Consider the following 24,960-nt stretch of genomic DNA (forward strand, 5'->3'; position numbering starts at 1 on the left):
CGGCTCTGGGCCCGGTTGAAGGAGTGGCGAGCGGTTGCAACTCGCTACGAAAAGACCGCCTCATCGTTCATGGGCATTCTCTGCCTTGCCGCTACACTCGATTGGATCAAGCGATGACACGCCCTAGCCGCTGATGATTGCAGATCCTGCAGCACCTGAGAGGCCATTGCGTTCCCTCTGATTTACTATTATCGCACATTTTGTCCCGAAATATGTTAAAGATACGAGAAAGACCAATGAAGTCAACCGGCTGACCGGTGTAGCCCTATACTCCAAATGGGAATGGCACCTGACCGAGTGGGAGGTCGATAGCAGTATGACGAGGATTAAACGTGCGCCGAGGACTGGAGCCACCCAGCCAAGGTTGGCAGGTGAGGACGACGTTCCAGCTGCAAAGGCGCAGAACACGTTGCAGACGCTGGATCGTGGCCTGCAAGCGCTGACGCTCGTCTCGCACCAGTCAACCGGCATATCGATTGCAGAGCTCGCGGAGCAACTCAGCGTCCATCGGGCCATTGCCTATCGGCTCGTCACAACCTTGGAGGCGCATGGTCTGATTACGCGGGGTGCTAAAGGGACGCTCCACTTAGGCGCAGGGCTCTTGGTGCTGGCCTCTCGCTTTGAGCCGCAGTTTCGCACGGTCGCCCAGCCAACCCTGCAAGAGTTGGCCAATGAAACTCGCGCAGCCGCGTTCATCTCTGTTCCCCAAGGGGACGAGTGCGTCGCCGTCATGGTGGCGGAACCAGAAGGAGGATTGTTGCGGGTTACCTACCGGGTTGGCAGTCGTCACCCTTTGGTGCTCGGTGCGGCGGGGATCGCGATTTTGGCAGGTCGTCCAGAGCGGTCGAGCGACCCCGACTCTGTACGGCAGGCACGGGCTGACGGCTTCAGCGTGACGCAAGGCCAGCTCCAGCGCGGTGCCATAGGGATCGCGTGCCCCCTACATCACCCGGGACACCCAACACCCGGCTTCGAGGCAAGTTTGGGCGTCGTGACCGTCGGGGAAGCGGACATTCCGCAGCTAACGGCCGCGGTTACGACCTTTGCGCAGCGATTGAAAATGTTGCTGAGAGTGACTGAATGATCGAAGCCGCTGCATCTTGCGGCGCCTGGCAGCCGCATGATCATTTTGCTCTCCGGAACGAGTTGGACGAGGTCCGCGGGAGAGCTCAGCATCAGGAGGGAACACTCCTTGCCAACGAGGTCAGGCAGACGAGCCTTCTGGGCTAGAATTCGCAGGCGGGCGGTTGAGACGCTGCTTCATTTCCTTGCCAGTCTTGAAGTGAGGGACAGCCTTCTCTGAGACAGGAACAGCCTCACCCGTGCGAGGATTGCGCCCCATGCGGGCATCGCGCTTCTTCACCACAAAGGTACCGAAGCCGCGAAGTTCCACCCGGTCTCCTCGTGCCAGGGCATCAGCAATGGTGGTGAGAATCGCATTCACGATGTGCTCGATATCTCGCTGATACAGATGCGGGTTCTGCTCGGCCAGCTTGAGGACTAATTCCGATTTCAGCATATTTTCTAAATGTTTGGCAGAACTATTTTTCGCACGGGTGCCAGACGACTGGATGGCTGTCAAGCAACAGGTCACTAGCATCACCCGGTGGGTTATCCGGCTTATCTGGATTGACGAGGTTGATTACCGGCCTGAAATCTGAAGCGCCATGCGAATTCAGTGCGCCAAGGTCGAGCCGCTCCTTGGGGCCGACCCGTCAGGCTCCATCTATCCGGCAGCAGGGTTCGTGTCGGAGGCGCGGGTGCCGTGTTGCACGGCTCGACCTGCGTACCATCTTCGACATCATGGGGCGTCAGCGCCAATGCGAGGATTTGTTCAGTCTCGGCGTAGACGCCGATGTGCAGCTCTCGCCAGGGCATTGTCAACTTGAGCAAATCAGGACGGGTTGAGGGCGTAACGACCAGACCTAAGCTATTGAAAGTACGTCCTGGACCTTGGGTCAGAATCCCTCAAAGCAGGGCAAATCCGGTCAAATTGACAATGCCGCTTCGGCAGCGCTACCATCCGGGCTCTTCACTTGGCGTTCTCCGCAGATCTCTAAGGTGCTCCACCGGCACGCATGGGAGGATGACGCGCGAGGCGTGAATCACATCGCAATACACGGAATTGCGCGCGATTTTGCGTGTCCGCCCCCTGCCCTCAGGCTCACCCGTGTTCGGGTTCACGTCGAACTTCGGAAAGTTGGACGAGGAGATGTCGAGCCGGATTCGATGTCCCTTCTTGAAGAGATTCGCCGTCGCGAAGGCCTCAATCGTAATCTGGAAGATCTCTCCCTGCGTCAGGAGTTCCGGATGCTCCCACGATTTGCGGTAGCGGCATCGCAGGATGCCATCGGTCAGATTCATGGCATAGCCGGTCGGATAGTCCTTCAAGAGCGGATAGACATCGATCAGCTTTGCGGTGAAATCCGTATCGAGCGCATCCGACGAGACCCAGAGCTCGACGGAGATGGGACCGATGACGGCGAGGTCCTGCTCCAACGGCAGCGTCTCGAACGAGAGGACATCCCGGCGGGCCGAAAGCGGCAGCCCCGGATGGCGGCAGCCGAAGAACTGCGCAGCCTCGCGCTGGTCGAACGCCCCGCCTTCGAAGACCGGCTGACCGCTCGTCAATGCGCCGCCGATGGTCGGCACGGGATCCGACGGATCGAAGTCGTAGCTCAGGGAAGCGGCACCCGCATCCGCCGGCGTCTCGCGCAACTGCCCATTATTGTGGATGTAGAAGGACCGGAATTCGGTTTCGGGCAAAGGCCAGCATGCGGCCTCTATCCAGCGGCCGCCATGATCGAGCTTGCCCGCCTCGGTCTTGCTTCCCTTTCCTCCCCCCATCAGGAAGAGGCGAACGGGCGCTTCACGATCGACGCTGTTCTCAATGCCCTTCAGCCAGCGATCGAACCACCGCCGGCGGAACTCCAGCCAGGATGGCGTGACATTACCGGCAATCGTCGCGCTCTCTCCGAAGTAGGCGTCGCCGGACGAGGTCGTGTTCCGGTTGCCGTGCAGCCACGGTCCCATGATCAGCGAGATTGGACGTTTGCCGTTCCGCGACAGGCCCTCGTAATTGTCGAATGTCGTGCGGACATAGGCGTCATACCAACTCGACAGAAGAGCCACCGGCACCTGCGGAAACGTGTCGTAAGACCCCTCCGCATAGATGCCGACCTTCTTCCAGAAATCGCCGAAAGAGCCCTGGCGCCACTGCTCGAGAACATAGCTTTCATACTCGGGCACCCAGCGCACCGGCGAACGCCCCTCCGACCATGGCAAGGCGCTGAACCAGGACTTGAGGTCTTCCGCCTCGAGGGCCTCGACGATGAGGGGATCGTTCTGTGCCTCCGGGCTCTCCTTGGCATGATTGTAGGCCCAGGTGAGTTGCTTGAGCTCGAACGCGCCACCCTGCCGGATGCCTGTGCGATAGGCGCTAGAGAATCCTCCGGAATCGAGAACCATGCAGGCAAGGCCCGGCGGATTTAGACAGGCCAGAGCAGCCTGCGCGTGCGCCGCATAGGAGAGGCCCATGGTGCCGATTTTCCCGTCGCACCAAGGTTGCTCGACGATCCAGGCGCAGGTGTCGTACCCGTCGGGCCCCTCGGATAGATACTTCGTGAACGTCCCTTCCGAATTATAGCGTCCACGGCAATCCTGATAGATCACCACGAAACCCGCCCTCACGAAATGCATCGCAACTTCGGCCCGCGTCATGGGTTGCTTCATCTCGGGCTCGATCTCGGAGCGCGAGCGCTCCGTCTTGCCGTAGGGTGTCCGCTCCATGATGACAGGCAGAGGTGTCTCGACAGGCCGTCCGCCGACTGCCGGACGATACACGTCCGTTGCGAGACGGACGCCGTCGCGCATGCGGATCATGACGTCCCGATGCACGACGACATCATCGGCGAGGACCTCCACCGCATGGGCGGTGGAGGCAACGGGCGGCAGAGCGGCTTGAGAGGTCATTGAGCAATTCCCGCAAGGGTCGCCATCAAGTCTTCGCCGCGATTGGCCGTATACGTGACGTTCGCCTTCGAGGCCCAGTACACCTTCGGCCAGAACAGCGGAATAACGCCGACATCATTCACCGCGACCCGTGTCGCTTCCTGCAGAAGGGCAATGCGCTTCTGCGGATCGAACTCCGACGTCGCCACCTTCATCTTCTCGTCAAACTGCTCATTGGAGTAGCGCGTGCGGTTGAAGGATCCCGTGCCGGCGTCCTTGTTCGGGGTCATTAGAAGGTTGCGGAGGCTGGTCGCAGATGTCGGCGTGGTCGTTCCTAGCGAGAAGATGAAAGCGCTGAACTGCTGCTTGCCCGCGGCCGAAGCATAGACGTTGTAGGGCTGAGCCACCACGCCGTTCACCTTGATGCCACCCCGGGCGAACATCTGTCCGATAGCCTGGGCGGATTCAGCATCCCCCGGGAAGCGGTCGTTGGAGGTGTGGAGAGTCAGGCCGAACCCCTGCGGGTATCCGGCATCAGCAAGGAGCTTCTTCGCCCCTTCCGGATCTGCGGCGGGCGCCTTCAGCGACGGATCGGCGCCGCCGATCCCGTCGGGCACGATCTGCCCTGCCGCCTCGCCGGCATCATCGAGGATGCGGTCGACGATGAGCTGGCGATTGATGAGCTTGGACAGCGCCTGGCGGACGCGCACGTCCTTGAGCGGATTCGGATTCAAGGGCTTGCCGTCGGAGCCCACGACGAATGGGCTTTCATCGCGGCTCGCATCGAGGGCGAGGTACACGACTCGGGCCGAGGGAATCGACCATAGCTTCACGCTGCTAACGTTCGACAGGGTCTTCACGTCCCCCGGAGGAACGGCATCGATGAGGTCCACGGAGCCGGACCGCAACGCCGCCACGCGCGCGGCATCATTGGCGATGAACTTGATGGTGACGTTCTCGAACGCAGGCTTCTTGCCCCAATAAGCGTCGTTGCGCACCAGCGTGATGTGGTCGCCGGGCACCCATTCCTTGACCTTATAGGGGCCCGTGCCGATGGCTGCGGAACGATCGTTGAACGCCTCGATCGTCTTGCCCTCGGCAAGCTTCTTCTGAACGATATAGACGAGGCCCACCTGCTCGATGAAGTCGGGCGTGGGGTTCTTCGTCTTGAACTCGATCGTCTGCGGATCGACGATCGTCATGCTGGCGATGGAGCCGATATTGCCTGTGAAGGGTGCCGGGCTGTTGGGAATGTCCTTCACCCGATTGAGCGAGAAGATTACGTCCTCGGCCGTGAGCGGAGAGCCGTCCTGAAATGTGACGCCGGACCGCAGCTTGATCCGCCAAGTGGTCGGATCGACATTCTGCCAGGATTCCGCCAGAGCGGGCGTCACCTGCAGGTTCGGATCGGGCGAGATAAGCCGGTCGAAGATCTGAGCGGCGATGTTCTGGTTGTTGCCGGTCCGGGAGAAGTGAGGATCGAGCGCCGAGGGCTCGGTCGAGCTGCCGATGATGAGATCCGCCGCATAGGCCGGCGCCAAGGCGAGAAGCCCGGCCAGCGACACCGTGGCGCCCAGGCTTTTCAGATGTTGAAGCGGTTTCATATGGTTCTCCCTTCTGGGTCAGGATGCGGCCGCGATTTCCGGCCGTCTGTTGGTGAATTGGGCGTCGTTGAGATGGCAGGCGCTGATATGGCCCGGTGCGATCTCCCGCAGCTTCGGCGCTTCCTTGTAGCACCGTTCAAAGGCGTGCGGGCACCGGGGATGGAAATGGCAGCCGCTGGGGGGCGAGAGCGGGGACGGGATCTCCCCTCTGATGGGCGAGAAGACGCGCCGACGGTTGGCGATGCTGGGCACCTCGTCGAGAAGCGCGGCGGTATAGGGGTGATTGGGCCGGGTGAAGAATTCCTCGGCCGGAGCGCTCTCGACAATGCGGCCCAGATACATGATAGCGACGCGATCGCTGATGTGCTTCACCACGCCGATATCGTGGCTGATGAAAAGGTAGGTGAGACCGAGATCGCGCTTGAGATCCATGAACAGATTGATGATCTGCGCCTGGATCGAGACGTCGAGCGCCGCGACGGGCTCGTCGCACACGATGAATTGCGGCTTGACCGCGAGAGCCCGGGCGATGCCGATCCTCTGCCGCTGACCGCCAGAGAACTGGTGGGGATACCGCTCACGATAGGCGGGGTCGAGCCCGACACGTTCCATGAGGCCGGTCACATAGGAATCCTTCTCGCGCCGGGAGACGATGCCGTGGGCGATGGGGGCCTCGCCGATGATGTCGATCACGCGTTTGCGCGGATTGAGCGACGACATCGGGTCCTGGAAGATCATCTGGGCAGAAAGCTTCGCTGACCGAGCATCCCGCTGGGCGAGCTTGCGGCGGTCCTGGCCGTTCCAGAGGATCTCCCCCTCACTCTGGGGCATGATGCCTGCAAGCATCCGGCCCAGGGTCGACTTGCCGCAGCCGGATTCTCCCACGAGGCCGACGACCTCGCCGGGCATGATCTTCAGATCGATCATATCGACGGCATGCACGACCTGCGGCTTGAGATCCGCACCCAAAAGGCGCACGAGCCGCTCGGCGTAGTCCAGGTCCCGAACGAACCGCTTCGAGACCTGAACGGCTTCGATCAGAGGCGTCATGCGGCTCTCCTCGCCTGGGGATGGAAGCAGCGCCAGGCAACGTTTCCGGAATTTTCGAGTCGCGGCTCCGTCTCGCAGATCGATGTGGCGAAGGCGCAACGCGTGCGGAAGGCGCAACCGGAGGGTCGGCTCAGCGGAGACGGCGCCATGCCGGGTATGGCCTGAAGAGGTGCGCCGCGGGGTACATTGGCCGCGACCGACTGCAGAAGTCCAATCGTGTACGGATGGACGGGACGGTCGAGGACGTCGTCAGTCGGTCCCATCTCGACGATGCGGCCGGCATACATCACGGCTATCCGGTGAGCGAGGCCAGCGACCACTCCCAGATCATGACTGATCCACACGAGCGCCATGCCGAGATCCTTCGACAATTTCTGGATCTGGGCGAGGATCTGCGACTGGATGGTCACGTCGAGTGCAGTCGTCGGCTCATCGGCGATGATGAGATCGGGACGATGCAGAAGGGCAATGGCGATGGCCACGCGCTGACGCATGCCCCCGGAGAATTGATGAGGATAGGCGGCGAGCCGTTCGTCCGGCGACGGGATTCCGACCATGCCGAGGGTATCGCGGGCTCTTGCTCGCGCGTCGCTAACGCTTACCTTCTCATGTGCGAGCACGGCTTCGACCATTTGCGTGCCGACGCTGAGCACCGGGTTGAGCGTCATCATGGGATCCTGAAAGATCATCGCGATCCGCCGGCCGCGTATCTTCCTCATCTCATGGGCGGGCAGCCCCACGAGATCTTGTCCCTGGAAGAGAATCCGCCCGCCGACGACCCGCCCCGGAGAGTCGACCAGCCCGAGAATCGAGAAGCCGGTGATCGACTTGCCCGATCCGGATTCCCCGACAAGCCCGAGCACCTCTCCGCGGCGGACCTCGAAGCTCACTCCGTCGACGGATTTGACGACACCCTTCTCGGTGAAGAAATTGGTCTGGAGATCCTCGACCATGAGAGTTGGATGGCTCATGACGCTCTCCCTCACTGCGCGAGCCGCGGGTTCAGCACCTCGCGCAGGCGATCGCCGACGATATTGATGCTGAAGACGAGGAGGACCAGCAGAAGACCGGGATAGACACTGATCCAGTACTGTCCCGACATCAAAACCTCGTAGCCGTTGGCGATGAGGAGGCCGAGGGACGGCTCGGTGATCGGCAATCCGATTCCGAGGAAGCTCAAGGTCGCTTCCGCCGAAATCGCATTAGCTACCTGCAGTGTTCCGATCACGATGAGCGGTGGCAGGCAGTTCGGGAGTAGGTGACCGAAGAGGATGCGTGTCGTGCTCAGATCCAGGCAGGCCGCCGCCTCGACATATTCCTTGCCCTTTTCGACCAGAGCCGCGCTGCGAACCGCACGGGCGAATAGCGCCCATTGCACCAGCACGAGGGCGAACATGACCTTGCCCACGCCCTGCCCGATCGTTGCAAGCAACATCAGTGCCACAAGGATGGTCGGGAAGCCGAGCATCAGGTCGACGAGGCGCATGATCAGCGCATCGACGCGGCCGCCGAAATAGGCTGCGATCAGGCCGAGCGCAGTCCCGACCCCAAGGGCCACGACACCGCTCATGACACCGACCGCGAGGCTCGTACGCAGGCCATAGATCATGGCCGACAGCATGTCTCGCCCCTGCCCGTCCGTGCCGAGCCAGTAGATGCCGCCCGACATGCTTTCCGACCCAGGAGGGAGTCGCGCATCCATGATGCTGATCTGCATCAGGTCGTAAGGATCCTGCGGCGCAAGCCACGGTCCGAAAACCGCCGTGAGAAGCAGCAGCAGAAAGACGATCGCCGCAATGGTCGCCTTCGGGCTCTTGAGGAGGCCGTTGAGGGCACGCCCAAGGAGCGTGTCCGTGCTCGGCTTTCGGAGAGCAATGGCCGTCATGACGCGCTCCCCAGCCGGATGCGCGGATCGAGCAGGGAATAGAGGATGTCGACCACGAAGTTGATGACGATAAACAAGGTCACGACCACGAGCAGGTAAGCGACGACGACTGGTCGGTCGAGGCGCATGATGGAGTCGATCAGAAGCTTGCCCATTCCCGGCCACGCGAAGATCGTCTCGGTCACGATCGCGAATGCGATGAGGCTGCCGAACTCGACGCCGACGACGGTAACGATGGGGATCAGGATGTTCTTGAGAACATGCACTGATACGATCCGGCCCTCGGAGACACCCTTGGCTCTGGCGAACTTCACGAAATCGAGAGGCATCGTCTCTCGCACGCCGCTTCGGGTGAGACGGATGACGAGAGAGATGTTGAACAGGGCAAGGTTGAGTGCCGGCAGAATGAGATGGGACAGGCCGGACCAAGTCACGAGACTGGTTGGGATTCCCAAGAAGTATCCGACCTCTCCGCGCCCGGTCGATGGCAGCCACCCGAGCCAGACGGAGAAGATCATGATCAGCATCATCCCCTGCCAAAAATTCGGCAGGCTGAAACCGAGGATCGATCCTGTCATGACGGTCTCGTCGAGAGCCGTGCCGGGCCGGAGACCGGCCCAGAGGCCCAGTGGTATTCCCAGAACGAGCGAGAGAGCAAGAGCCACGAAGGCCAGCTCAAGCGTCGCCGGCATACGGCTGAGGATGAGATCGATGGAAGGCTGATTGAAGACGAAGGAGCGGCCCAGATCGCCCCGAAGTGCGTTCCAGACGAAAGTGCCATATTGTTCGACGAGCGACCGATCCAACCCAAGGGCGCGGATCGCCTGTTCCCGTTCGGCGGGGGTCGCGTCTCCGGCGATCAGGATATCGACCGGATTGCCGATTGCGTAGATCCCTGCGAAAACGATGATCGACGTGATGAAAAGAACTAGGAGGCTCTGCGAAAGGCGCCGGACGATGAAGACGCTCATCAACGAGGCTCCCTCAGGCGCGGCTCTAACGATCGGCCCATACAGAGTTTCGAAGGATTCCGCAGACAACGTTGCATGAAGACGCTTTCATTCGGATAGTGGCGGCAGTTAGGCACCCCTGAGGAAAGCGCGCAATAGTATGAGGAAATGTGATAGGGCAATGAAATTTCCGGAAGCGTGTAGCGTCCGAAGCGTGTCTAGGCCATGAATCTGAAGCAACTTGAAGTCTTGAAGGCGATCATTGCGACCGGCTCGACGGTCGGCGCATCGACAACTCTGGGGATCTCGCAATCCGCCATCAGTCGGCATCTGACGACCCTTGAGGCCGAAATCGGCTTCGAACTCTTCATCCGGGACAAGGGACGCCTCATTCCCAGACCGGAGGCCAAAGCTCTCGTGCCGGAAGTGGAAGAGCTTACGGAGGTCCTTGCACGGGTGAAGCGGAAGGCTGCCGACATCAGGGCCGGAGCGGCAGGGGATACGCTTCTGCGTGTCGCCTTTCCGCACAGTATCACCACCAGCATCCTGCCCCAGGTCCTCTCGCAATACTTCAACCTCTACCCAAAGGCCGTCGTCGAGACGCTCTCAGGACCCTACGGTGCGGTCGAGCAGATGGTCCGGGCCCGCAGCGCGGACTTGGGCTTTGTACGCCTGCCGACCGAAGATCATGGTTTCAACGTGCGCCCGATCCTTCAGGGAGAGACCACCTGTGTGATGGCGCCGGGACATCCGCTCGCATCGAAGGAGCAGGTCCAGCTGAAGGATCTGGCGCGAAACGATCTAATATTGCTCGGCCGACAGAGAAGCGCACGGCATGAGCTCGAGTACGAGCTCCGCGAAGCCAAGGCCCCCCATTATTGCAGGATCGAGGTTCATTCCGTTGAGGCGGCCTGCGCCTGTGCCGCAGCCGGCCTCGGAGTGGCTGTCGTTCCGGCGCTAATCGCAAGCTTCTTCCGCTCCCCTGGAATCGAGATGCGCCCTTTTCGCCCCGCTCGTACATCTGAGTATGGGATTATATCCCTAACAGATCTGCCGTTGTCGAAGCCAGCAGAGGTCTTCGTCGACCTCTTCATCAAGGAGGTGGTATCGAAGGCATCTGGCACTATACGCATCGGATCAGCGGAATACCGTCCACAACGATGCCAAAGTCTATAGACCTTGGAATCTGTATAAGGTCCGCTTTTCGCTTCTGATCTGTCCTCCCCCTCTCCTGCTGTCGTGAATGTCCAGTAGGCAGTTCACTACCTCCTGCCCTATCCTGACCATTGCAGTAGAAGCGGCATGGATCATGGGGCACCGTTGCGGCAACTTGAAAACGGCATAACGGACCCATTTTAACGGGCCGCTCAGGCAGCAACACCGAAGAACTGATTGAGATTGCAGGGCTCAGCAGGGCTCACTTCACGCGTTCCTTTACATTGAGAGAAGGTTTGTCGCCCGGGGAGTTCGTGCTGAACGAACGAATGACACTCGCTACGAAGCTCATCCTTGAGGGTGACATATCTGTGAAGCAGATTGCGACGGCTTGTGGCTTTGATGATCCAAACTATTTCGCCAAAGCATTTCGCCGGGTATTTAACACCAGTCCAACGGAATTCAGAACAACAGGTATGTATGCGTCCCGGCGGAGTACTGACTAGTCGATCATCTATCGATCGGTACCTTCAATGTCTCCGTTCTTGATGGCATGCGGCGGGCTGGGCAATCGCCCGCCGCATAGTGAGGCATGGTTTAGGCGTAGCGCTTCACCCTCTCTGGCGCACCCGATGCGGAACGGATCCCCTCCGGCATGGCATCACCATGCGCCTCGATCAGTTCGTCGACCATGGCGCGGATCTCCTTGATCGACAGAACGCTGGCCGCATGGCGGTCGAGCAGCGCCGCACGGTGCACGCGATCCCGGCTGCCCTGGAGAGCGGCCTTCACGGTCAGGTCCTGGACATAGGTATGCGGGGCGCAGTAGCCGGCGAGCTCCGGGGGAAGGTTGCCGACATGGCAGGGACGCAGGCCGTTGCGGTCCACGATCATCGGCACCTCGACGCAGCAGCCCTCCGGCAGGTTCTCAATGAGCTTGGTATTCCTCACGTTGCCGTAGATCACCTCGGGGGTACCGGTGACCATAGCATGGATGATCTGGGATCCGTACTCGACGCTGCGCTCGAGCGGGAACCCTTCGCCGGACATTAGCTGTTTTCGGGTGTCCCGGTAACGGCAGAGATTGCGCTCGCTGCGGCGGATGTATTCGTCCACTGGCACGTCGTACTCGGCGATGGTGTCATCCCGCTTCAGGAAGTAGGGGGTGTACTCCGCATTGTGCTCGCTCGACTCGCTGACGAACCAGCCGAAGGAGCGCATCAGCTCGAACCGGACCTTGTCCTTGGCGAAGATTTCTGGATCCTCCATAGCCTGCCACAGCCGCGGATAGGCGTCCTCGCCATCGATGCGCAGCTTGAGGAACCAGGTCTGGTGGTTGATGCCCGCGCAGTCGTACGACAGTCTCTCGACCGGAACGCCGAGGTAGTCTGCCAGATCCTCGGCGGTGTTCTGCACGTTGTGGCAGAGGCCAACCACCTTCTGCTCGGGGAACGCCTCGTAGACGGCCTGAGTCAGGATGCTCATCGGGTTCGTGTAGTTGAGGAGCAAGGCGTCGGGGCAGAGCTCCCGCATATCGCCAACCAGGTCGACCATGAACGGGATCGTGCGAAGGCCCCGAAAGATGCCGCCGATGCCGAGCGTGTCCGCGATCGTCTGCTTGAGGCCGTACTTGCGGGGAATCTCGAAGTCGAGAAGCGTCGCTTCGTGCATGCCAATCTGGACCATGTTGATGACGAAGTCGGCTCCGTCGAGAGCGGCGCGCCTGTCCAGGTGCTCCTCGACCTTGGCGTTGGCGCCGAACTGACCGGCAGTCCAGCGTGCCATCATGCCAGCCGTCTCCAGGCGCTCGGCGTCGATGTCGTGCAGGGAGATCGTGACGTCACGGAGGGCCGGCAGGCCAAGGATATCCGTGATCAGCTTCTTGACGAACACGACGCTTCCGGCGCCGATCATGGCCACTTTGAACATGGGGGGTCCTTTCAGTCTGTCTTGGTTTGAGATGGAGAAGGCTTGAAGCCTATTTCAGGCCCGTTCCGGCGATGCCCTGGATGAGCTGCCGCTGGAAGAAGACGAAGATCACGAGCATGGGAATCAGGGACAGCAGGGCAATCGCCATGAGTTCGGTCCATTCCGTGTTGTACTGACCCTTTAGGAGGTTGAGTCCGACCTGCACCGTGTACATCTCCTGATCGGTGAGGATCACCAGCGGCAGGACGAAGTCGTTCCAGCGCCACATGAAGGTGAAGATGATCAGCACGGCTATGATCGGCTTGGAGAGCGGGAGCACCACTTTGAGGAAGATGGTCAGCTCGCTGGCCCCGTCGAGTCGAGCCGCCTCGAGGAGTTCGTCCGGGATGCTGACCATGAACTGGCGCACCATGAAGATGCCGAACGCCTCCGCGGCACGCGGGAGGATCACGCCCCAGTAGCTGTTCAGCAGCCCCAGGTCGGAGACAACGAGGAACAGCGGCACGATGATCACCTGGATCGGGATCATCAACGCACTCAGCACCGCAATGAATAGGATGTCGCGGCCCGCGAAGCGGAACTTGGCGAAGGCGTATCCGCACAGCAGGTTGATGCTCACGGTGATCACCACCGCCACGACGGCGATGACGGTGGAGTTCCAGGCCCAGGTCAGGAACGGCATGTGATTGATGGCATCGGTGAAGTTGCTCCACACCCAGCCGGTCGGCAGCAGGTTGACGTCGCCGCTGAAGACCTGGTCCCTCGGGCGGATGGCCGTGACGAACATCCAGTAGATCGGGAAGAACATGACCACCGCACCGGCAGCTAGGAGGAGCCAGAGCCCGCCGGTCTCAAGGCGGCGGCGCACGGGACTTGTCGTCGTGACCATGGTTATGCGCTCTCCTAGACGAACTGCTCGGTCCGGCGATTGATCCGCCACTGGACCAGGGTGAAGAGGAGGATCAGCACGAACAGGAACATTCCCATCGCGCTCGCGTATCCCATCTCGGAATTCGCGAAGGCTGCCCGGTAGATGTACTGGACGATCATCGTGGTCGAGAACCCGGGACCGCCTCCGGTCATGACGTAGATCAGGTCGAAGACCTGGAACGAGTAGATCACGTTGAGGATCAACAGCAGGAACGTGGTGGGTCGCAGCAAGGGCCACGTGACGTAGAGGAACTGCTGCGGGCGTGACGCGCCGTCGATCACCGCCGCCTCGTAGTAGCTCGGCGAGATCGACTGGAGGGCCGCCAGATAGACGACCATGCAGAACCCGATCCTCACCCACAACGTCGTCAGGATGATCGACGGCAACGCCCATTGCGGGGTCGACAGCCATGCGACGGGACCCGCGCCCGCCTGCTTCAGCACCGCGTTGACGACGCCGTAGTTGTCGTTGAACAGCCAGGCGGCGATGAGGGCGGTTGCAACGCTCGAGACCACGACCGGCAGGAAGTACACGCTGCGAAGCAGCGTCCGCGCGGCGAGTTGCCGATTGAGGCCGATCGCGAGAAACAGGCCGAAGATGAGGGTCGTGGGGACGGTTGCCGCCGAATAGATGACGGTGTTCTTCAGCGCCTGCCAGAACTGGAAGTCGCTCAAAAGCCGAGTGTAGTTGTGGGTGCCCGTGAATTCCGGCACGTCGATCAGGGACCACTGATGCACGCTGATGTAGGCGGCATACAGGAGGGGGAAGAAGATGAAGACCGAGAATAGCAGCAGGTTCGGCGCGATGAACAGGTAGGGAGTCAGGCGGGACCGTTTGGACCTCCACCAGCGGGATGTCCGGCTGGTGGAGGTTCCGCTCTGCGCCCGCGGGTAGGTCATGGAAAAATCAGCCATGATGTCTTTCGCCGTGCGAGGGATTATGGGTTCGCGTCTGGCTCCTACGCCGAAAGCAGGATGCTCTTCACGTGCGCCTCGATGTTCTTGGCGGTTTCTTCCGGCGACTGCCCGGAGGTGAAGGCAAGGTCGAGCTCATCCGCGAGCTTGGATGCGAACTTGCCCCACGTCGGCATGATGACCGTGTTGACGAGGTGCTCCGGGATGGTCTTCGTCTGCTCGATGAAGACCTTCATCTCCTCGCTACGGAGGGGGAACTTGACGCCGCTCTCGACAAGGGACTTGCGGACGGGAAGGAACTGCGCCGAGCTGACGTAGTCACGCATGTTCTCCTCATTCACCATGAACTTGATGAAGTCAGCCGCGACGTCGGGGTTCTTGCTGTCGCGCGAGACGGCCATGCAGGTGCCGCCCAGATCGTCGGCCATGGCGACGTCGCGCGGCAGGTAGGTGACGCCCCATCTGAACTTGGCCTGCTGTTCGACGAACGGAATCTGCCAGTTGCCGTTCAGCATCATCGGGATCGTGCCGTTGGCGAACAGGTTCTGGGACGGCTCGGCTGTCTTCAGGGACGTGCTGGGGGGTACGAGGCCCTCCTTGAACCAGTTCTGGGTCCAGGCGATGGTCTCGATGCCGGCCGGGGAGTTGATCTGGGGCGACTTCATGTCCTCGCTCAGCATCCGTCCGCCGTGCTGGTACAGGAAGATCATCCAGCGGTGGACGGCATTGGCCGTCCACCCCATGGCGAACGGATACGAGCCGATGGACTTCTCTTTGAGGAGACGGGACACTTTAATGAATTGGTCCCAGGTCCAAGCCTGGTCCAAACTGGTCGGCACCTGCACCCCGGCCCTCTCCAGAAGGTCGATGTTGTAGAAGAGGGCGAACGTATCCGTGTGGTGCGGAAGGGCATAGGGCTTGCCCTGGTAGCTGACGGCGCTCCAGACCGACGGCATGAAGGCGCCACCGTAGTCGGCATCGAGGTACTTGGATAGGTCGACGGCCGCCTTGTTCATGGCATAACGGCCCACCTGTTGGTAGGTGGCACGGAAGAGGTCCGGTGCCTGCCGACCTGCCAGCTTCGTGTCGATCTGCTGGTAGAACTGCCCGGACGGCAGCACGTCGAGCCGGAAGGTCACGTTCGGATTGATGGCCTGATACTTGGCGATCACCTGGTTGTAGGCGTCGATCTCTGCCTTTCCGCCCCACACCGCCATTGTGAGTCTCACCGGGGATTGTGCCCGGACCGGGCTGACCCGGCCGCCGGCCATGAGGCCGGCACCTACGCCCAGCCCGGCCTTCAGGACCGTCCGTCGATCGAAAGTATGCGTCATCGTTTCCTCCTTGCTGTTGTCGAGGCTTGTCCGGATGACCGTGCTGCATTCTGTCGCGCAGGCCCGGCACCCGTTCCGATCGGGATTGTCACGATTGGTGGAGTGAAGCCTCCATTCCCCCGCACGATTCCCGGATGAGAAGTTTGACCGGGAGCATCCGCTCCCTTGCCTCGGGCGACCTCTTCTCAATGGCGTCGATGAGGGTCTCGACGGCAAGACGCCCGAGATCCCCACGCGGATGGTCGATGGTGGTGAGGGGCGGTGCCGTGAACTGGCCCACGGCAAGCCCGTCGAAGCCCACAACGGCGAAGTCGCCCGGGATCCTCAAGCCATGCGTGCGCAGGGCGTGAAGCGCCCCAACCGCCATCTGATCGTTGTACATGAAGGCTGCGCTTGGAGGTCGATGGCTCAAAAGCAGGTGCTCGATGGCCTTGCAGCCACCAGCCATCGAATTCTCCGTGATCACCACCAAGGACGGATCGAAGGGCAATCCGGCCTCACTGAGGGCACGCCGATAGCCGTCGATGCGGTCGCGTCGGGTGTCGGAAGGCGGCAACTCCTCCATGACGTGGGCGATGCGGCGGTGGCCTAACCCGGTCAGGTGTCGGGTAGCCAAGTAGCCGCCGGCCTCCAGGTCCACGCTGACGCTGTGAATGGCCGGATCTGGGCCATGTTGCTGAAGGACGACCACGGCCACGCCCCGCGCGGCCAGTTGCAGGAGCTCGGGTGCAGCGCAGTTCTCGTGGCCTGCCACGATGATGCCGTCAAAGGCGGCGCCCTGAAGGAGGGACAGCGCGTGGAACTCTCCCGGCCGTGCCCTCGTCGGGATAACCGAGACAGCATAACCGTGCTGCTGCGCGGTGACTTGGGCCGCGCTGATAACGTCTGAATAGTAAGGATTGTCCAGGGACGGCAGGACGAAAGTGATGATCTTCGTGCTGCGCTGCCGCAGGCTGCGGGCGGCATGGTTCGGTGTGTAGCCAAGCTGTGCTGCTGCCGAAATGACCCTGTCGCGGGTCTCGTCGGAGATCCGGACATTGCTCGCACGGCCGTTGAGCACGAGAGAGATGGTCGCCTGGGACACGCCGGCCAGGCGAGCCACGTCGGCGCTGGTTGGAGCACTCCCTCGTTCTACGGTGCTTGCTTCGCGCCGGACCATGGAAGGTCCCTCATGGTGAAACGTATTAGCTAAAAGGATTTAGCAGCTTTGCTCGGTTGTCAACACTTGCTGCTCTTATAAGCCTCTCGACTAAAGTCGCACATGCAGCAAGAGCGAAGTGGTTAGAGCAAAGGTTCAGACAGCAATTGGCAGGGCACCCAGTTACGGGGCGTTCTCATGCCACGATGCCGCTCTCCGAAGCCGCAAAACGGACTGATGGCGCCCGCGCTCACGTCCGGCGAATTCGACGATGAAGTAGAGCACCTCGGTGAAACAGCAAACCGGGCGATGCGCCATTTGCCCGGATTGAATCATGGATCCTCCTCCGAGGCAGCCGTCGCCCCACCCCGGGAGTCCAAGTCGAGGAGGGAACGATTCCATCATTGGAGCAGCCTGGAGGAACGGGCATGGCCCGCAAACCAAAGTCTAGCCGGGTCGGTCGCAAAGCACTCTCCACCAGATTGAAGGCATCCCCTTCGTGGTCCTGCCTCCGTCGGGAAGTCAGTACCAGCACGCATCAGAACCGATGTTCAACGCAGAAGTTCACTCACCCGGTTTTACTGACCCAACAGCTGTGCGATATCGGCGGCAAAGCGCACTTCCGAATTGTCCTCAGGCTGATAGTCGATCACCCGGCGGGCATTGGTGATGCTCCAGAACGTACGAGCGTTGTTGGATACGCCGTAAAAGATGTGAAACGGCACTCCGTGTTCGTCGTCGACCTGACGCGCCTCGACGGACTTGCAGAAGAGCTGCTGCAGGTCGCGCTCGCTGATGTACCCGGCCAGCTCACGCACATAGCGGTGGCGGGGCAGATCAGCGAACTGGCCGGCGTCGATCTCCCGGGGGACGACAATCCGCAACTGGATCACCTCAAGCTTCCGGCCCATGCCGCCACAGGCGTAGAGAAAGCCAAGCGCCTCGTAGGCGGCCTTGGCCCAGCCGTAGAGGTTGTCCGGCCGAGGATAGTCTTCCGGTCCGACGCGATCGCGCAGGCCGGCAAAGAAGGGTTGCTCGTACCACTTTGCCGCTTGGTTGGTGCTGGCTGCCACCACGCGCCGGACGCCGTGGTCCAGCGCCGTCTGGTACACCCGCTGCATCATGTCCACGTTGCGCCGCTCGCCATCGTATTGACTCTGCGGGTCCGAACCGGCGGGCCGGTGGTACGCACAATGGACCACCACGTCGATGTCGGTGAAGAGGGCCTCCAGTTCGCCTGAACCAGCAGAGAGCAAGTCGAGTACCTCGACCCCCTCGACGGGCTGGCCGGCCCCATTCTCCCGCCGGGTGTCAACGAGCCGAAGATCGTAACGGTCGCGGAACGCTGGCAGCAGCTGCCCCGCGATATATCCCGTCGCACCGGTCAGCAACACCCTCAGCTTGGTCATAGCGTATCTCCTTTAACTGCTGGCCCCTGCCCCATCTGCAGGTCAGGGAGGCTCTGTGGATCTGTCGCAACGATTTGTTTCAGAGTTTCACCTAATCCTCCCTGAGCTCAGGAATGGAGGGTGGCATGTTCAAGGGCAGACATTTTGATCGATCGGTGATCCTGCTCTGCGTCCGCTGGTACTTAGCCAGCAACCTCAGCCTGCGGAATCTCGAGGAAATGATGGCTGAGCGCGGCATCTCTGTCGACCATGCGACCATTCACAGATGTGTTGCCCGGTACTCGACCGAACTTCTGAAGCGCTTCAATGCACGCAAGCGCGCCATTACCGGAAAGTGGCACGTCGACGAGACATATATCAAGGTCAGAGGTCGTTGGATGTACCTTTACCGGGCGATCGACAGCAACGGCGACACGGTTGAGTTCTGGTTCAGCGAATGACGGGACCTCACTGCTGCCAGACAGTTCCTGCTCAAGGCTCTCAAGCGCCACGGCCGGCCCGAGCGGATCGTCATTGACGGCAGCCAGGCCAACTGGGAAGCCATCCTTTCGTGTGATGCCGAGAGCCGGCTGCAGGACTGTTCAAGGCGCAGGCTCAAGCCGATCAGGATCCGACAGAGTCAATACCTCAACAACCGTATCGAGCAGGATCACCGCGCGATCAAGCGCCGAGTGCGACCGATGCTCGGCTTCAAGTCCGCTGACAGCGCTTGGGTGCTCCTGGGTGGCATCGAGTTGGTTCATATGCTACGCAAACAGCAGGCGAAATATATCGGCAGTCAGCAGCTGTCGCTCGCAGAGCAGTTTCACCTGCTCGCCGCATAAGGGCAGTACGGTGCATCTGCTCCTTTCTCGCCCCTGTTTCGGATTTGCGACAGAAACGTCATAACAGCCCCCACATTACTCTAGAGGGATGATGACTTACGCGCGCGAAGTTTCAAAGTCACTACCTCAACAGCCCGAGTCGATCACCGAAGCTGCATATGGTCTATGACGCGCTGCGTCCACTGTGGATACTTTGTCCGGGCAATCAGGAAAAGCACCGGCGCGATGACGGCGGCTGTCCATATCACGACCTCCAGCAGGAACCTTCCAGGATCACTGGAGTAGCTGATCCAGCGATCGCTCCGTTCGTGCCACACCTGACCAGTGACAAAGGCTTCAACCAGGCGATATGCGCCGAATGCCGGCACACCAATGAAGAACATGAAAACGAGTAGACGCCACCGAGCTTTGCGAAGGCTCTTGAACATCCGCTTTGCCCACTCGGGAGTTCCGTCGGTCTCGTCTTTATGCTCCACAGCCGGTCTCAACTTGCCCCGATATACATTTGGAGTGGGCAGACGACTTTGGTCAACCTCTACCTAAGAAGCCCGAGCCTATGGGCGATGTTCTATAAGGCTGGGGCGTAGGCAATAGACGTGATTGACCAAACGGCATTCCTGCGGTTCACTTGAACTAAGTAACAGAGGGTGTGCCATGTCAGCTAAGTGCCCAAAATGCGAAGAACCACTACTGAGCGTGAAGTGCTACAGCGTCGACATTGAAAGCTCAGGCGCTCTACAGAGCGGTACAGTCTATGCTTGCCCAGCGTGCTCTGCCGCTATCACCATCTCGCTCGGAACTCCGCCCATAGTAGCGGGAACAGTCCTAGAGACTGTCACCGACGTCTCAGTCAACCCGAACGATACTCTGCCCAATTAGGCTCAGCAGCTAAGGGATCCGACCTCAACAGCCCTAGTCTCTCAGCGATGCCCTCTTCAACTTAGAGGTTCGGGCTGACTTCGACCATGACATCGCCGTCATCTCGGGTGTAGGTCTTGCGGGGGTTCGGATTAGCCATAGACTAATCGTCCACGTGGGCGGTTCGCTGCCCATCTTAGGGGCGGTAAATCGTGTTCTTGATTTTCTATAGAGCCTTATACGCTGGGGGCGCGTTGTACATTGCATTCAACGAGTATCAGAGAGACGGTGACCTGTCTTAGGCTATAGTCTTCGCTCTCGTGATCGCAGCTGCCCTAGAGTTGGCGTATTGGGTTAACGAGGCCGGGAGGGACCTCCCTTCCCGGTTTGGGATCTGGCTTGAAGATCAAGGAATGAAGGCGCGAGACGATGAGCTCTATCCGAATATCCCGCTGATTGTGCTTATCGCCATAGGGTCCCTAACCGCGGGCCTTGCCCTATTCCTCTATCTAGCCGATCTCGGCACCTGCAACCCAGCTTCTATGAAATGGCTGTTTCGCGTTGCTATGTGTAGGCCAGCAATTCGAGCCACGTTTCAGAACGTTACAATTGGGTTCTTTGGGCTTGGCAGCCTCACGTCCTTCTGGGCGGCTTACATGGCGAGGCGACGCTGACATCCGTTCACAAACCGCTCACGGAATAGAAAAGCCCCGCGTGATCACCTCACCGGGGCTGATTTCTTGCAGGTTTCGGACTCGAGAGGACAGCGGCCGTAGCTCCCCCTCTCGGACTATCTCACCTCAAGGATTGAACATGCCGCGCTGAAGAAGCAGGGAAGATGAACAACGAGACATTCTGACATTCAGAGCGGGTTCACTCCCCAGGGGGCAATCTACATGCATCCCCTGAGGAGGGTAACATGTTGAAGAAAGTGGCCTTTGCTCTTGCGCTTGCTGCCGCTGGCTTTGCAGCTCAGACAGCCTTCGCGAACCCGTTAACCAGGCCTACGGTTATCCCTGAGGCTTCTGATACCTCGGTGCAGCGCATCCAGTACTACGATCCGCCACGTTACGAGCGTCGGTATGAAGGCCCACCGCGGGGCTACTACGACCGTCCGTACTGGCGCCGTGGCGATGGCCCTCCACCATGGGCGCGACCCTGGTGGCGGCGCCATTATGAGCGGCCGTATTGGGAGCGGCGTGAGTATTATGGCCGTGGCTGGTAAGGCAGGACGGAAACGATAGTGAAGCCCCGTGCGATCGTTTCGCGCGGGGCCAAATTCTTGCATGCTTCGCACTTGAGAGGACAGTAGCCGTAGCTCCATCCCCGAAGCGGTCGTAGCTCGAAGCCCAAAGGCGAGCACACTGCACCACAAGGTGACAGTACAACTACCGTTACGCTGCCTTAAGGGTTGACCTTCGTGCCTTACGACAGCGAGCCGCGTCACGAACGCGAAAGGGGCCACCATGGAGCGAGAGTCATCCGCTGCAACGTCGTGCGCACTTGGATTGAGCGCACTCTCATGTTTCCTCACAGTCGGAGGATTCATGGGATAGGCATCTCCAATGATCCTGCTCGGCAGCCTTGCCGCCGCTGGTGCAGCCATACTGGCCATCTACGGCCTTTGGCGACACAAAGAATTTTCAGCGGTAGGGGCTCTGGCCCTCAGCGCTCCAGGGCTGGCGATCTGCTGCAGTGTCCTGGGGCATCCTTTCATCGCAGTCATGCGTGCAGGAAACTCGCGCGAACGCGCTCGGATGATGGCTGCGCCTGGTGCCGAGGTTGTGCTGGTACCACAGGCCCCTGGTGGTACCCCAGGGCAGGTTACGGGGGCGGATCTATCACTTGTCGAGGCTGAAGCACAACGGATCACGGCGATCCGTGATGCCTTCCGCGCCGACCAGTTTCGGCACCCTGGCAATCCAGCGGCCCATGAAGCGGGACCGCGGCCGAATTGTGGATGCGATCGGCAGGGACCATAACAGCTTTCTGCGATTTTGCTGGTTCAGGCGGCACACTCGGCGGGGTGGCGCGGGCTCTGACGCCGCGTGGGGTACGGTGCTATGCGGTCGAACCCGAGGGCGCCGAAGCGCTGGCTGGAGGCGATGTTAGCCGTCCCGACCACCCCGTGCAGGGAGGGGGCTACCCGATAGCTGATCTCACCCGCCTCTCCGGGGCTCCGTTGGCAGGCTACCTGACCATCGGCAGCAACGAGGCACGGCACTATGCGCATCTTTTAGCTCGGGTCGAAGGTATTTTCGGCGGCTACTCCGCTGGGGCGAACTTGGCCGCGGCTATCAAGCTGCTGCAGGAGAAGGAGGTTGGTGGAACCATCGCTTTTGTCGTCCGCGATAGCGGGCTCAAATACCTATTAACCGACCTTTGGGAAGACATCGCCTGACATGTGTTTCCGATCTCGGCCCGGCGCTAATGCGCGACTGGCCCATGCGTAGCCTGGATCGGGCGCCGCTCGGTCAGTTCGGCACGTTTCTTCAAATGCTCTATCGATAGGAGCACAAAGCAAGTCTCGTTAGGGTGAGCCGTGACGATGCTATTGCATTAGAGCCTTGCTGACGGCTTTCTCCGTCGATTTGAGCGTCTCCGCTAGGATCCCGCCGAGTTGGTCAGCCGTAGCGGACAGGGGTGTGCCGATGCCCTTGATAAGCAAGGTCCGAACCGGCAACGATCGCTCAAACCTCCTGAGAGCGATCCCACTGCCGAGGAAGTCGTAAGCTGCAGCCGGATGAACAAAACCGATGCCAATCCCCTCCCGGACGAAGGCACAGATGCTTGCGGAGTATGGCGTCTCGACCGGGCCCCCCTGATGACCGGCCCCGACTTCCTCCAGAAGGCTTGCCAGACCCCAACGGATCATGTCCTCCCGTGGGTAGGCTATGATGTTCTGCCCCATCAACATCTTGGCTGTGATTGTCCGCGACCTTGCCAACGCACTGTCGCTCGGAACGGCGCAGACCAGATCCATCACGGCAAACATCGAACTGGATACTGTCGACACATCAGCGTTGTCCGTCACCAGCCCGATGTCGCAGGTTCTAGCGGCAACTTGAGCAGCGATCAAGGCGGATGAACCGGTCAGGTGGGAGATCCGAGCTTGAGGCTGGGCTGCCCGGAACGCCGCAATCGCCCGGCCCGCAAACCCGATACCGAATGACATGACCGTCCCAAAACGGACAGGGGAGGACGCGTTCTCCCTCAGGCATTGGGCGAACTCACGGATTGCGTTCAAGCCTGCATAGCGGCGCTCGACCTCGTCAAAAAGCGCATAGGCCTCCGGGGTCGGGTTGAGCTTTGCTCGCGTGCGGTCGAAGAGCTTTACGCCGCTCAGCCGCTCAAGGTCGGCGATCAACCTGCTGATGCCAGGTTGTGATGCACCGATCATCCTGGCTGCCTGGATCATGTTTTCGGACTTCATCACCGCTCTGAAGGCATCGATGTGGCGGAAATCAATCATGGCGAATCCTCAACCCTCGCGCAGCCGGCCCAATGGGCATCACTGATCTCTGTCCACTACACAAGGCTCCGGTCCTGATTAGAGACATATTATGCACTTATGAATATGACTTGTACTCTGTATTCTCATATGCATAACTCGTTATTCTCTAGGAGGTTCGGGATGACACCAATGACTTCGGCGCCTGAGCGTTGGGCTACTTGCAGCGACCAGGTTGACGTTGGACGAATCCGGAGAATTGATGCCCCTCTTGAAGGTATCTTGGCTCCCTGTCCTCCGACGCTTCCCACTCAGCCTGATCGCCCGGGAGTGGGGCCGATCTGCTCCCTTTCCAGAATTGAAATGCGACGCTAATGATCATTGTTACGAACAACGAAGGCGGGTCAGGGATTCCGACCACCGCGAAACTGCTGGAGCAGGGTGTTGCTAGCCTGGATGCCATCGAAGCGGGCGTCCGCCTCGTCGAAGCTGACGAGGCGGTGCGGACCGTTGGTCGTGGGGGATGGCCCAATCTGCTGGGCGAGGTCGAGCTTGATGCGTCAGTGATGGACGGTACGTCCCTCCGGACGGGCGCGGTCGGTGCCCTGCAGGGCTTCCTTCATCCCGTGAGTGTGGCGCGGCAGGTTCTTGAGCGGCTTCCCCATGAACTTCTGGTCGGAGAAGGGGCCATGCGTTTCGCGGCGGAAATCGGCGCGCAGGCGGGGGAACTTCTGATGCCCCATGCCCGCACGGCGTGGCGCCATTGGTTTGAAGACGAGGTCAGCGAGGGTGAACGCAACCGCTGGCCGGACGTGCCGATGGCGGATCTATGCCGGCATGCCATCGACCCGGAGGTCGGACGCGACACTACGGTCTTCATCAGTCAGGACAGGGCTGGCAACATCGCCGCGGGCACGAGCACGTCGGGATGGGGGTGGAAGTACCCCGGCCGGCTCGGTGACAGCCCAGTCATTGGAGCGGGCTCCTATGCCGACACGCGCTATGGAGCATGCGCCTGCACAGGCGTTGGCGAGATGAGCATCCGTGCAGGCACCGCCCGGGCCGTCGTGCTGTACATGAAGATGGGGATGTCCGTTGAAGAGGCGGTCTATGAGGCTGTGGCCGACATGCGCTCCCTTAAGGGCGGCCTGATCGGGCGGGTGACGATCCACGCCATCGATGCGGCAGGAGGGCATAAGGTCGTTGCCGTCAACGGGACGCCTGAGAATTACTACTGGATCTGGCGAGACGAGTTGGCCTCCCCGATCAGTTGCCGGCCTGAGATCATCGCCATCAGTGACGATCCGGCGCCAAAATCCACAGCCCATCGGCGATATGAGCAGATGGGCCTGTAGCAGAACTGCGGGCCACGCCAACCCCCCGCCGTTTTCAGGCTGATAGGTCGGGGAAATTGAACAAGCCAACGTGGGAGGAGAAGAACATGATGCGCTATAGCGCGACGATCTGGATTGAGAGCGCGGCGATCAGGATCGGGCGATTGGCTGTCGCGGCGGAATGATGATTGTCGCCCCGCGACAGAGATGCAAGCGCTTTCTTGATTGTCGCTGCGAGCGTCA

At 60.5% G+C, this 24,960-nt stretch carries 20 protein-coding genes and 3 pseudogenes; 8 read left to right on the forward strand and 15 right to left on the reverse strand.

The window, feature by feature from the left end; translation table 11 throughout:
• Together NF876_RS34685 and NF876_RS34690 are read left to right on the forward strand one after the other, a co-directional pair.
• Positions 1–117, forward strand: a 117-nt coding sequence (locus NF876_RS34685) for a transposase (protein ID WP_262265568.1), incomplete at its 5' end; no start/stop codon positions are given.
• A 292-nt stretch (positions 118–409) separates the two neighbouring features.
• Entirely contained in the window at positions 410–1,084 is a 675-nt protein-coding gene (locus NF876_RS34690) for an IclR family transcriptional regulator (protein WP_262272666.1), read from the forward strand.
• 120 nt (positions 1,085–1,204) lie between these two features.
• Here NF876_RS34690 and NF876_RS34695 read toward each other — a convergent pair whose 3' ends face one another.
• The 7 genes from NF876_RS34695 to NF876_RS34725 all read right to left on the reverse strand — a co-directional run bounded on the left by NF876_RS34695 (position 1,205) and on the right by NF876_RS34725 (position 9,461).
• Positions 1,205–1,519 (reverse strand): integration host factor subunit beta, encoded by a 315-nt coding sequence (locus NF876_RS34695; RefSeq protein ID WP_262272684.1) that lies wholly within the window; start codon positions 1,517–1,519, stop codon positions 1,205–1,207.
• Between the two features lie 497 nt (positions 1,520–2,016).
• Complete coding sequence (locus NF876_RS34700; protein WP_262272667.1) at positions 2,017–3,972, reverse strand: CocE/NonD family hydrolase; 1,956 nt, start codon at positions 3,970–3,972, stop codon at positions 2,017–2,019.
• Positions 3,969–5,555: an ABC transporter substrate-binding protein gene (locus NF876_RS34705; protein ID WP_262272668.1), complete on the reverse strand. Its 1,587-nt coding sequence runs from the start codon at positions 5,553–5,555 to the stop codon at positions 3,969–3,971. Before NF876_RS34705 ends, NF876_RS34700 begins: the two co-directional genes overlap by 4 nt.
• Positions 5,556–5,573: 18 nt before the next feature.
• The gene (locus tag NF876_RS34710) at positions 5,574–6,605 is read right to left on the reverse strand and encodes an ABC transporter ATP-binding protein (RefSeq protein ID WP_262272669.1); all 1,032 of its coding nucleotides are present in this window, start codon (positions 6,603–6,605) and stop codon (positions 5,574–5,576) included.
• On the reverse strand, positions 6,602–7,576 hold the full coding sequence (locus tag NF876_RS34715) for an ABC transporter ATP-binding protein (protein WP_262272670.1): 975 nt from the start codon (positions 7,574–7,576) through the stop codon (positions 6,602–6,604). Before NF876_RS34715 ends, NF876_RS34710 begins: the two co-directional genes overlap by 4 nt.
• Before the next feature lie 11 nt (positions 7,577–7,587).
• Positions 7,588–8,490: an ABC transporter permease gene (locus NF876_RS34720; RefSeq protein WP_262272671.1), complete on the reverse strand. Its 903-nt coding sequence runs from the start codon at positions 8,488–8,490 to the stop codon at positions 7,588–7,590.
• Complete coding sequence (locus NF876_RS34725) at positions 8,487–9,461, reverse strand: ABC transporter permease (protein ID WP_262272672.1); 975 nt, start codon at positions 9,459–9,461, stop codon at positions 8,487–8,489. Before NF876_RS34725 ends, NF876_RS34720 begins: the two co-directional genes overlap by 4 nt.
• A 204-nt stretch (positions 9,462–9,665) precedes the next feature.
• On the opposite strand from NF876_RS34725, the gene NF876_RS34730 reads away from it, so the two are divergent.
• Both NF876_RS34730 and NF876_RS34735 read left to right on the forward strand, forming a co-directional pair.
• Positions 9,666–10,616, forward strand: a complete 951-nt coding sequence (locus tag NF876_RS34730; protein WP_262272673.1) for a LysR family transcriptional regulator — start codon at positions 9,666–9,668, stop codon at positions 10,614–10,616.
• A gap of 209 nt (positions 10,617–10,825) precedes the next feature.
• A pseudogene (locus NF876_RS34735) lies at positions 10,826–11,101 on the forward strand (helix-turn-helix transcriptional regulator); the annotation flags it as partial.
• 91 nt (positions 11,102–11,192) lie between these two features.
• Here NF876_RS34735 and NF876_RS34740 read toward each other — a convergent pair.
• From NF876_RS34740 to NF876_RS34765, 6 genes are all read right to left on the reverse strand, one after another.
• Entirely contained in the window at positions 11,193–12,524 is a 1,332-nt protein-coding gene (locus tag NF876_RS34740) for an alpha-glucosidase/alpha-galactosidase (protein WP_262272674.1), read from the reverse strand.
• A 49-nt stretch (positions 12,525–12,573) separates the two neighbouring features.
• Positions 12,574–13,413, reverse strand: a complete 840-nt coding sequence (locus NF876_RS34745; protein WP_262272675.1) for a carbohydrate ABC transporter permease — start codon at positions 13,411–13,413, stop codon at positions 12,574–12,576.
• Between the two features lie 14 nt (positions 13,414–13,427).
• Complete coding sequence (locus tag NF876_RS34750) at positions 13,428–14,369, reverse strand: carbohydrate ABC transporter permease (protein ID WP_262272676.1); 942 nt, start codon at positions 14,367–14,369, stop codon at positions 13,428–13,430.
• Positions 14,370–14,413: 44 nt separating this feature from the next.
• Positions 14,414–15,703, reverse strand: a complete 1,290-nt coding sequence (locus NF876_RS34755) for an ABC transporter substrate-binding protein (RefSeq protein ID WP_262272677.1) — start codon at positions 15,701–15,703, stop codon at positions 14,414–14,416.
• 88 nt (positions 15,704–15,791) lie between these two features.
• Entirely contained in the window at positions 15,792–16,862 is a 1,071-nt protein-coding gene (locus tag NF876_RS34760) for a LacI family DNA-binding transcriptional regulator (RefSeq protein ID WP_262272678.1), read from the reverse strand.
• 557 nt (positions 16,863–17,419) lie between these two features.
• Positions 17,420–18,250: an NAD-dependent epimerase/dehydratase family protein gene (locus NF876_RS34765; protein WP_262272679.1), complete on the reverse strand. Its 831-nt coding sequence runs from the start codon at positions 18,248–18,250 to the stop codon at positions 17,420–17,422.
• A gap of 125 nt (positions 18,251–18,375) precedes the next feature.
• Between NF876_RS34765 and NF876_RS34770 the strand changes: the two are divergent.
• Positions 18,376–19,074, forward strand: a pseudogene (locus tag NF876_RS34770) (IS6 family transposase).
• Positions 19,075–19,217: 143 nt separating this feature from the next.
• Here the strand turns inward: NF876_RS34770 and NF876_RS34775 are convergent.
• On the reverse strand, positions 19,218–19,550 hold the full coding sequence (locus NF876_RS34775; RefSeq protein WP_262272680.1) for a hypothetical protein: 333 nt from the start codon (positions 19,548–19,550) through the stop codon (positions 19,218–19,220).
• 1,947 nt (positions 19,551–21,497) lie between these two features.
• Here NF876_RS34775 and NF876_RS43685 point away from each other — a divergent pair.
• Together NF876_RS43685 and NF876_RS34780 are read left to right on the forward strand one after the other, a co-directional pair.
• Positions 21,498–21,914, forward strand: a complete 417-nt coding sequence (locus NF876_RS43685) for a pyridoxal-phosphate dependent enzyme (RefSeq protein WP_373696768.1) — start codon at positions 21,498–21,500, stop codon at positions 21,912–21,914.
• Positions 21,884–22,333 (forward strand): annotated as a pseudogene (locus NF876_RS34780) (pyridoxal-phosphate dependent enzyme); the annotation flags it as partial. The gene NF876_RS43685 and the pseudogene NF876_RS34780, both read left to right, overlap by 31 nt.
• A gap of 150 nt (positions 22,334–22,483) precedes the next feature.
• Here NF876_RS34780 and NF876_RS34785 read toward each other — a convergent pair.
• Positions 22,484–23,404: a LysR substrate-binding domain-containing protein gene (locus NF876_RS34785; protein ID WP_262272682.1), complete on the reverse strand. Its 921-nt coding sequence runs from the start codon at positions 23,402–23,404 to the stop codon at positions 22,484–22,486.
• A 353-nt stretch (positions 23,405–23,757) separates the two neighbouring features.
• Here NF876_RS34785 and NF876_RS34790 point away from each other — a divergent pair, with 353 nt between their 5' ends.
• Entirely contained in the window at positions 23,758–24,738 is a 981-nt protein-coding gene (locus NF876_RS34790; protein ID WP_262272683.1) for a glycosylasparaginase, read from the forward strand.
• Positions 24,739–24,960: the final 222 nt, after the last annotated feature.

Source organism: Microvirga yunnanensis (assembly GCF_025460875.1).

Coding starts and splice junctions, on each gene's coding strand:
- NF876_RS34730 (WP_262272673.1), top strand. CDS start 9,666: ATGAATCTGAAGCAACTTGAAGTCTTGAAGGCGATCATTGCGACCGGC.
- NF876_RS34790 (WP_262272683.1), top strand. CDS start 23,758: ATGATCATTGTTACGAACAACGAAGGCGGGTCAGGGATTCCGACCACC.
- NF876_RS34750 (WP_262272676.1), bottom strand. CDS start 14,369: ATGGCTGATTTTTCCATGACCTACCCGCGGGCGCAGAGCGGAACCTCC.
- NF876_RS34715 (WP_262272670.1), bottom strand. CDS start 7,576: ATGAGCCATCCAACTCTCATGGTCGAGGATCTCCAGACCAATTTCTTC.
- NF876_RS34765 (WP_262272679.1), bottom strand. CDS start 18,250: ATGACCAAGCTGAGGGTGTTGCTGACCGGTGCGACGGGATATATCGCG.
- NF876_RS43685 (WP_373696768.1), top strand. CDS start 21,498: ATGATCCTGCTCGGCAGCCTTGCCGCCGCTGGTGCAGCCATACTGGCC.
- NF876_RS34785 (WP_262272682.1), bottom strand. CDS start 23,404: ATGATTGATTTCCGCCACATCGATGCCTTCAGAGCGGTGATGAAGTCC.
- NF876_RS34725 (WP_262272672.1), bottom strand. CDS start 9,461: ATGAGCGTCTTCATCGTCCGGCGCCTTTCGCAGAGCCTCCTAGTTCTT.
- NF876_RS34740 (WP_262272674.1), bottom strand. CDS start 12,524: ATGTTCAAAGTGGCCATGATCGGCGCCGGAAGCGTCGTGTTCGTCAAG.
- NF876_RS34695 (WP_262272684.1), bottom strand. CDS start 1,519: ATGCTGAAATCGGAATTAGTCCTCAAGCTGGCCGAGCAGAACCCGCAT.
- NF876_RS34705 (WP_262272668.1), bottom strand. CDS start 5,555: ATGAAACCGCTTCAACATCTGAAAAGCCTGGGCGCCACGGTGTCGCTG.
- NF876_RS34745 (WP_262272675.1), bottom strand. CDS start 13,413: ATGGTCACGACGACAAGTCCCGTGCGCCGCCGCCTTGAGACCGGCGGG.
- NF876_RS34700 (WP_262272667.1), bottom strand. CDS start 3,972: ATGACCTCTCAAGCCGCTCTGCCGCCCGTTGCCTCCACCGCCCATGCG.
- NF876_RS34755 (WP_262272677.1), bottom strand. CDS start 15,703: ATGACGCATACTTTCGATCGACGGACGGTCCTGAAGGCCGGGCTGGGC.
- NF876_RS34760 (WP_262272678.1), bottom strand. CDS start 16,862: ATGGTCCGGCGCGAAGCAAGCACCGTAGAACGAGGGAGTGCTCCAACC.
- NF876_RS34720 (WP_262272671.1), bottom strand. CDS start 8,490: ATGACGGCCATTGCTCTCCGAAAGCCGAGCACGGACACGCTCCTTGGG.
- NF876_RS34710 (WP_262272669.1), bottom strand. CDS start 6,605: ATGACGCCTCTGATCGAAGCCGTTCAGGTCTCGAAGCGGTTCGTTCGG.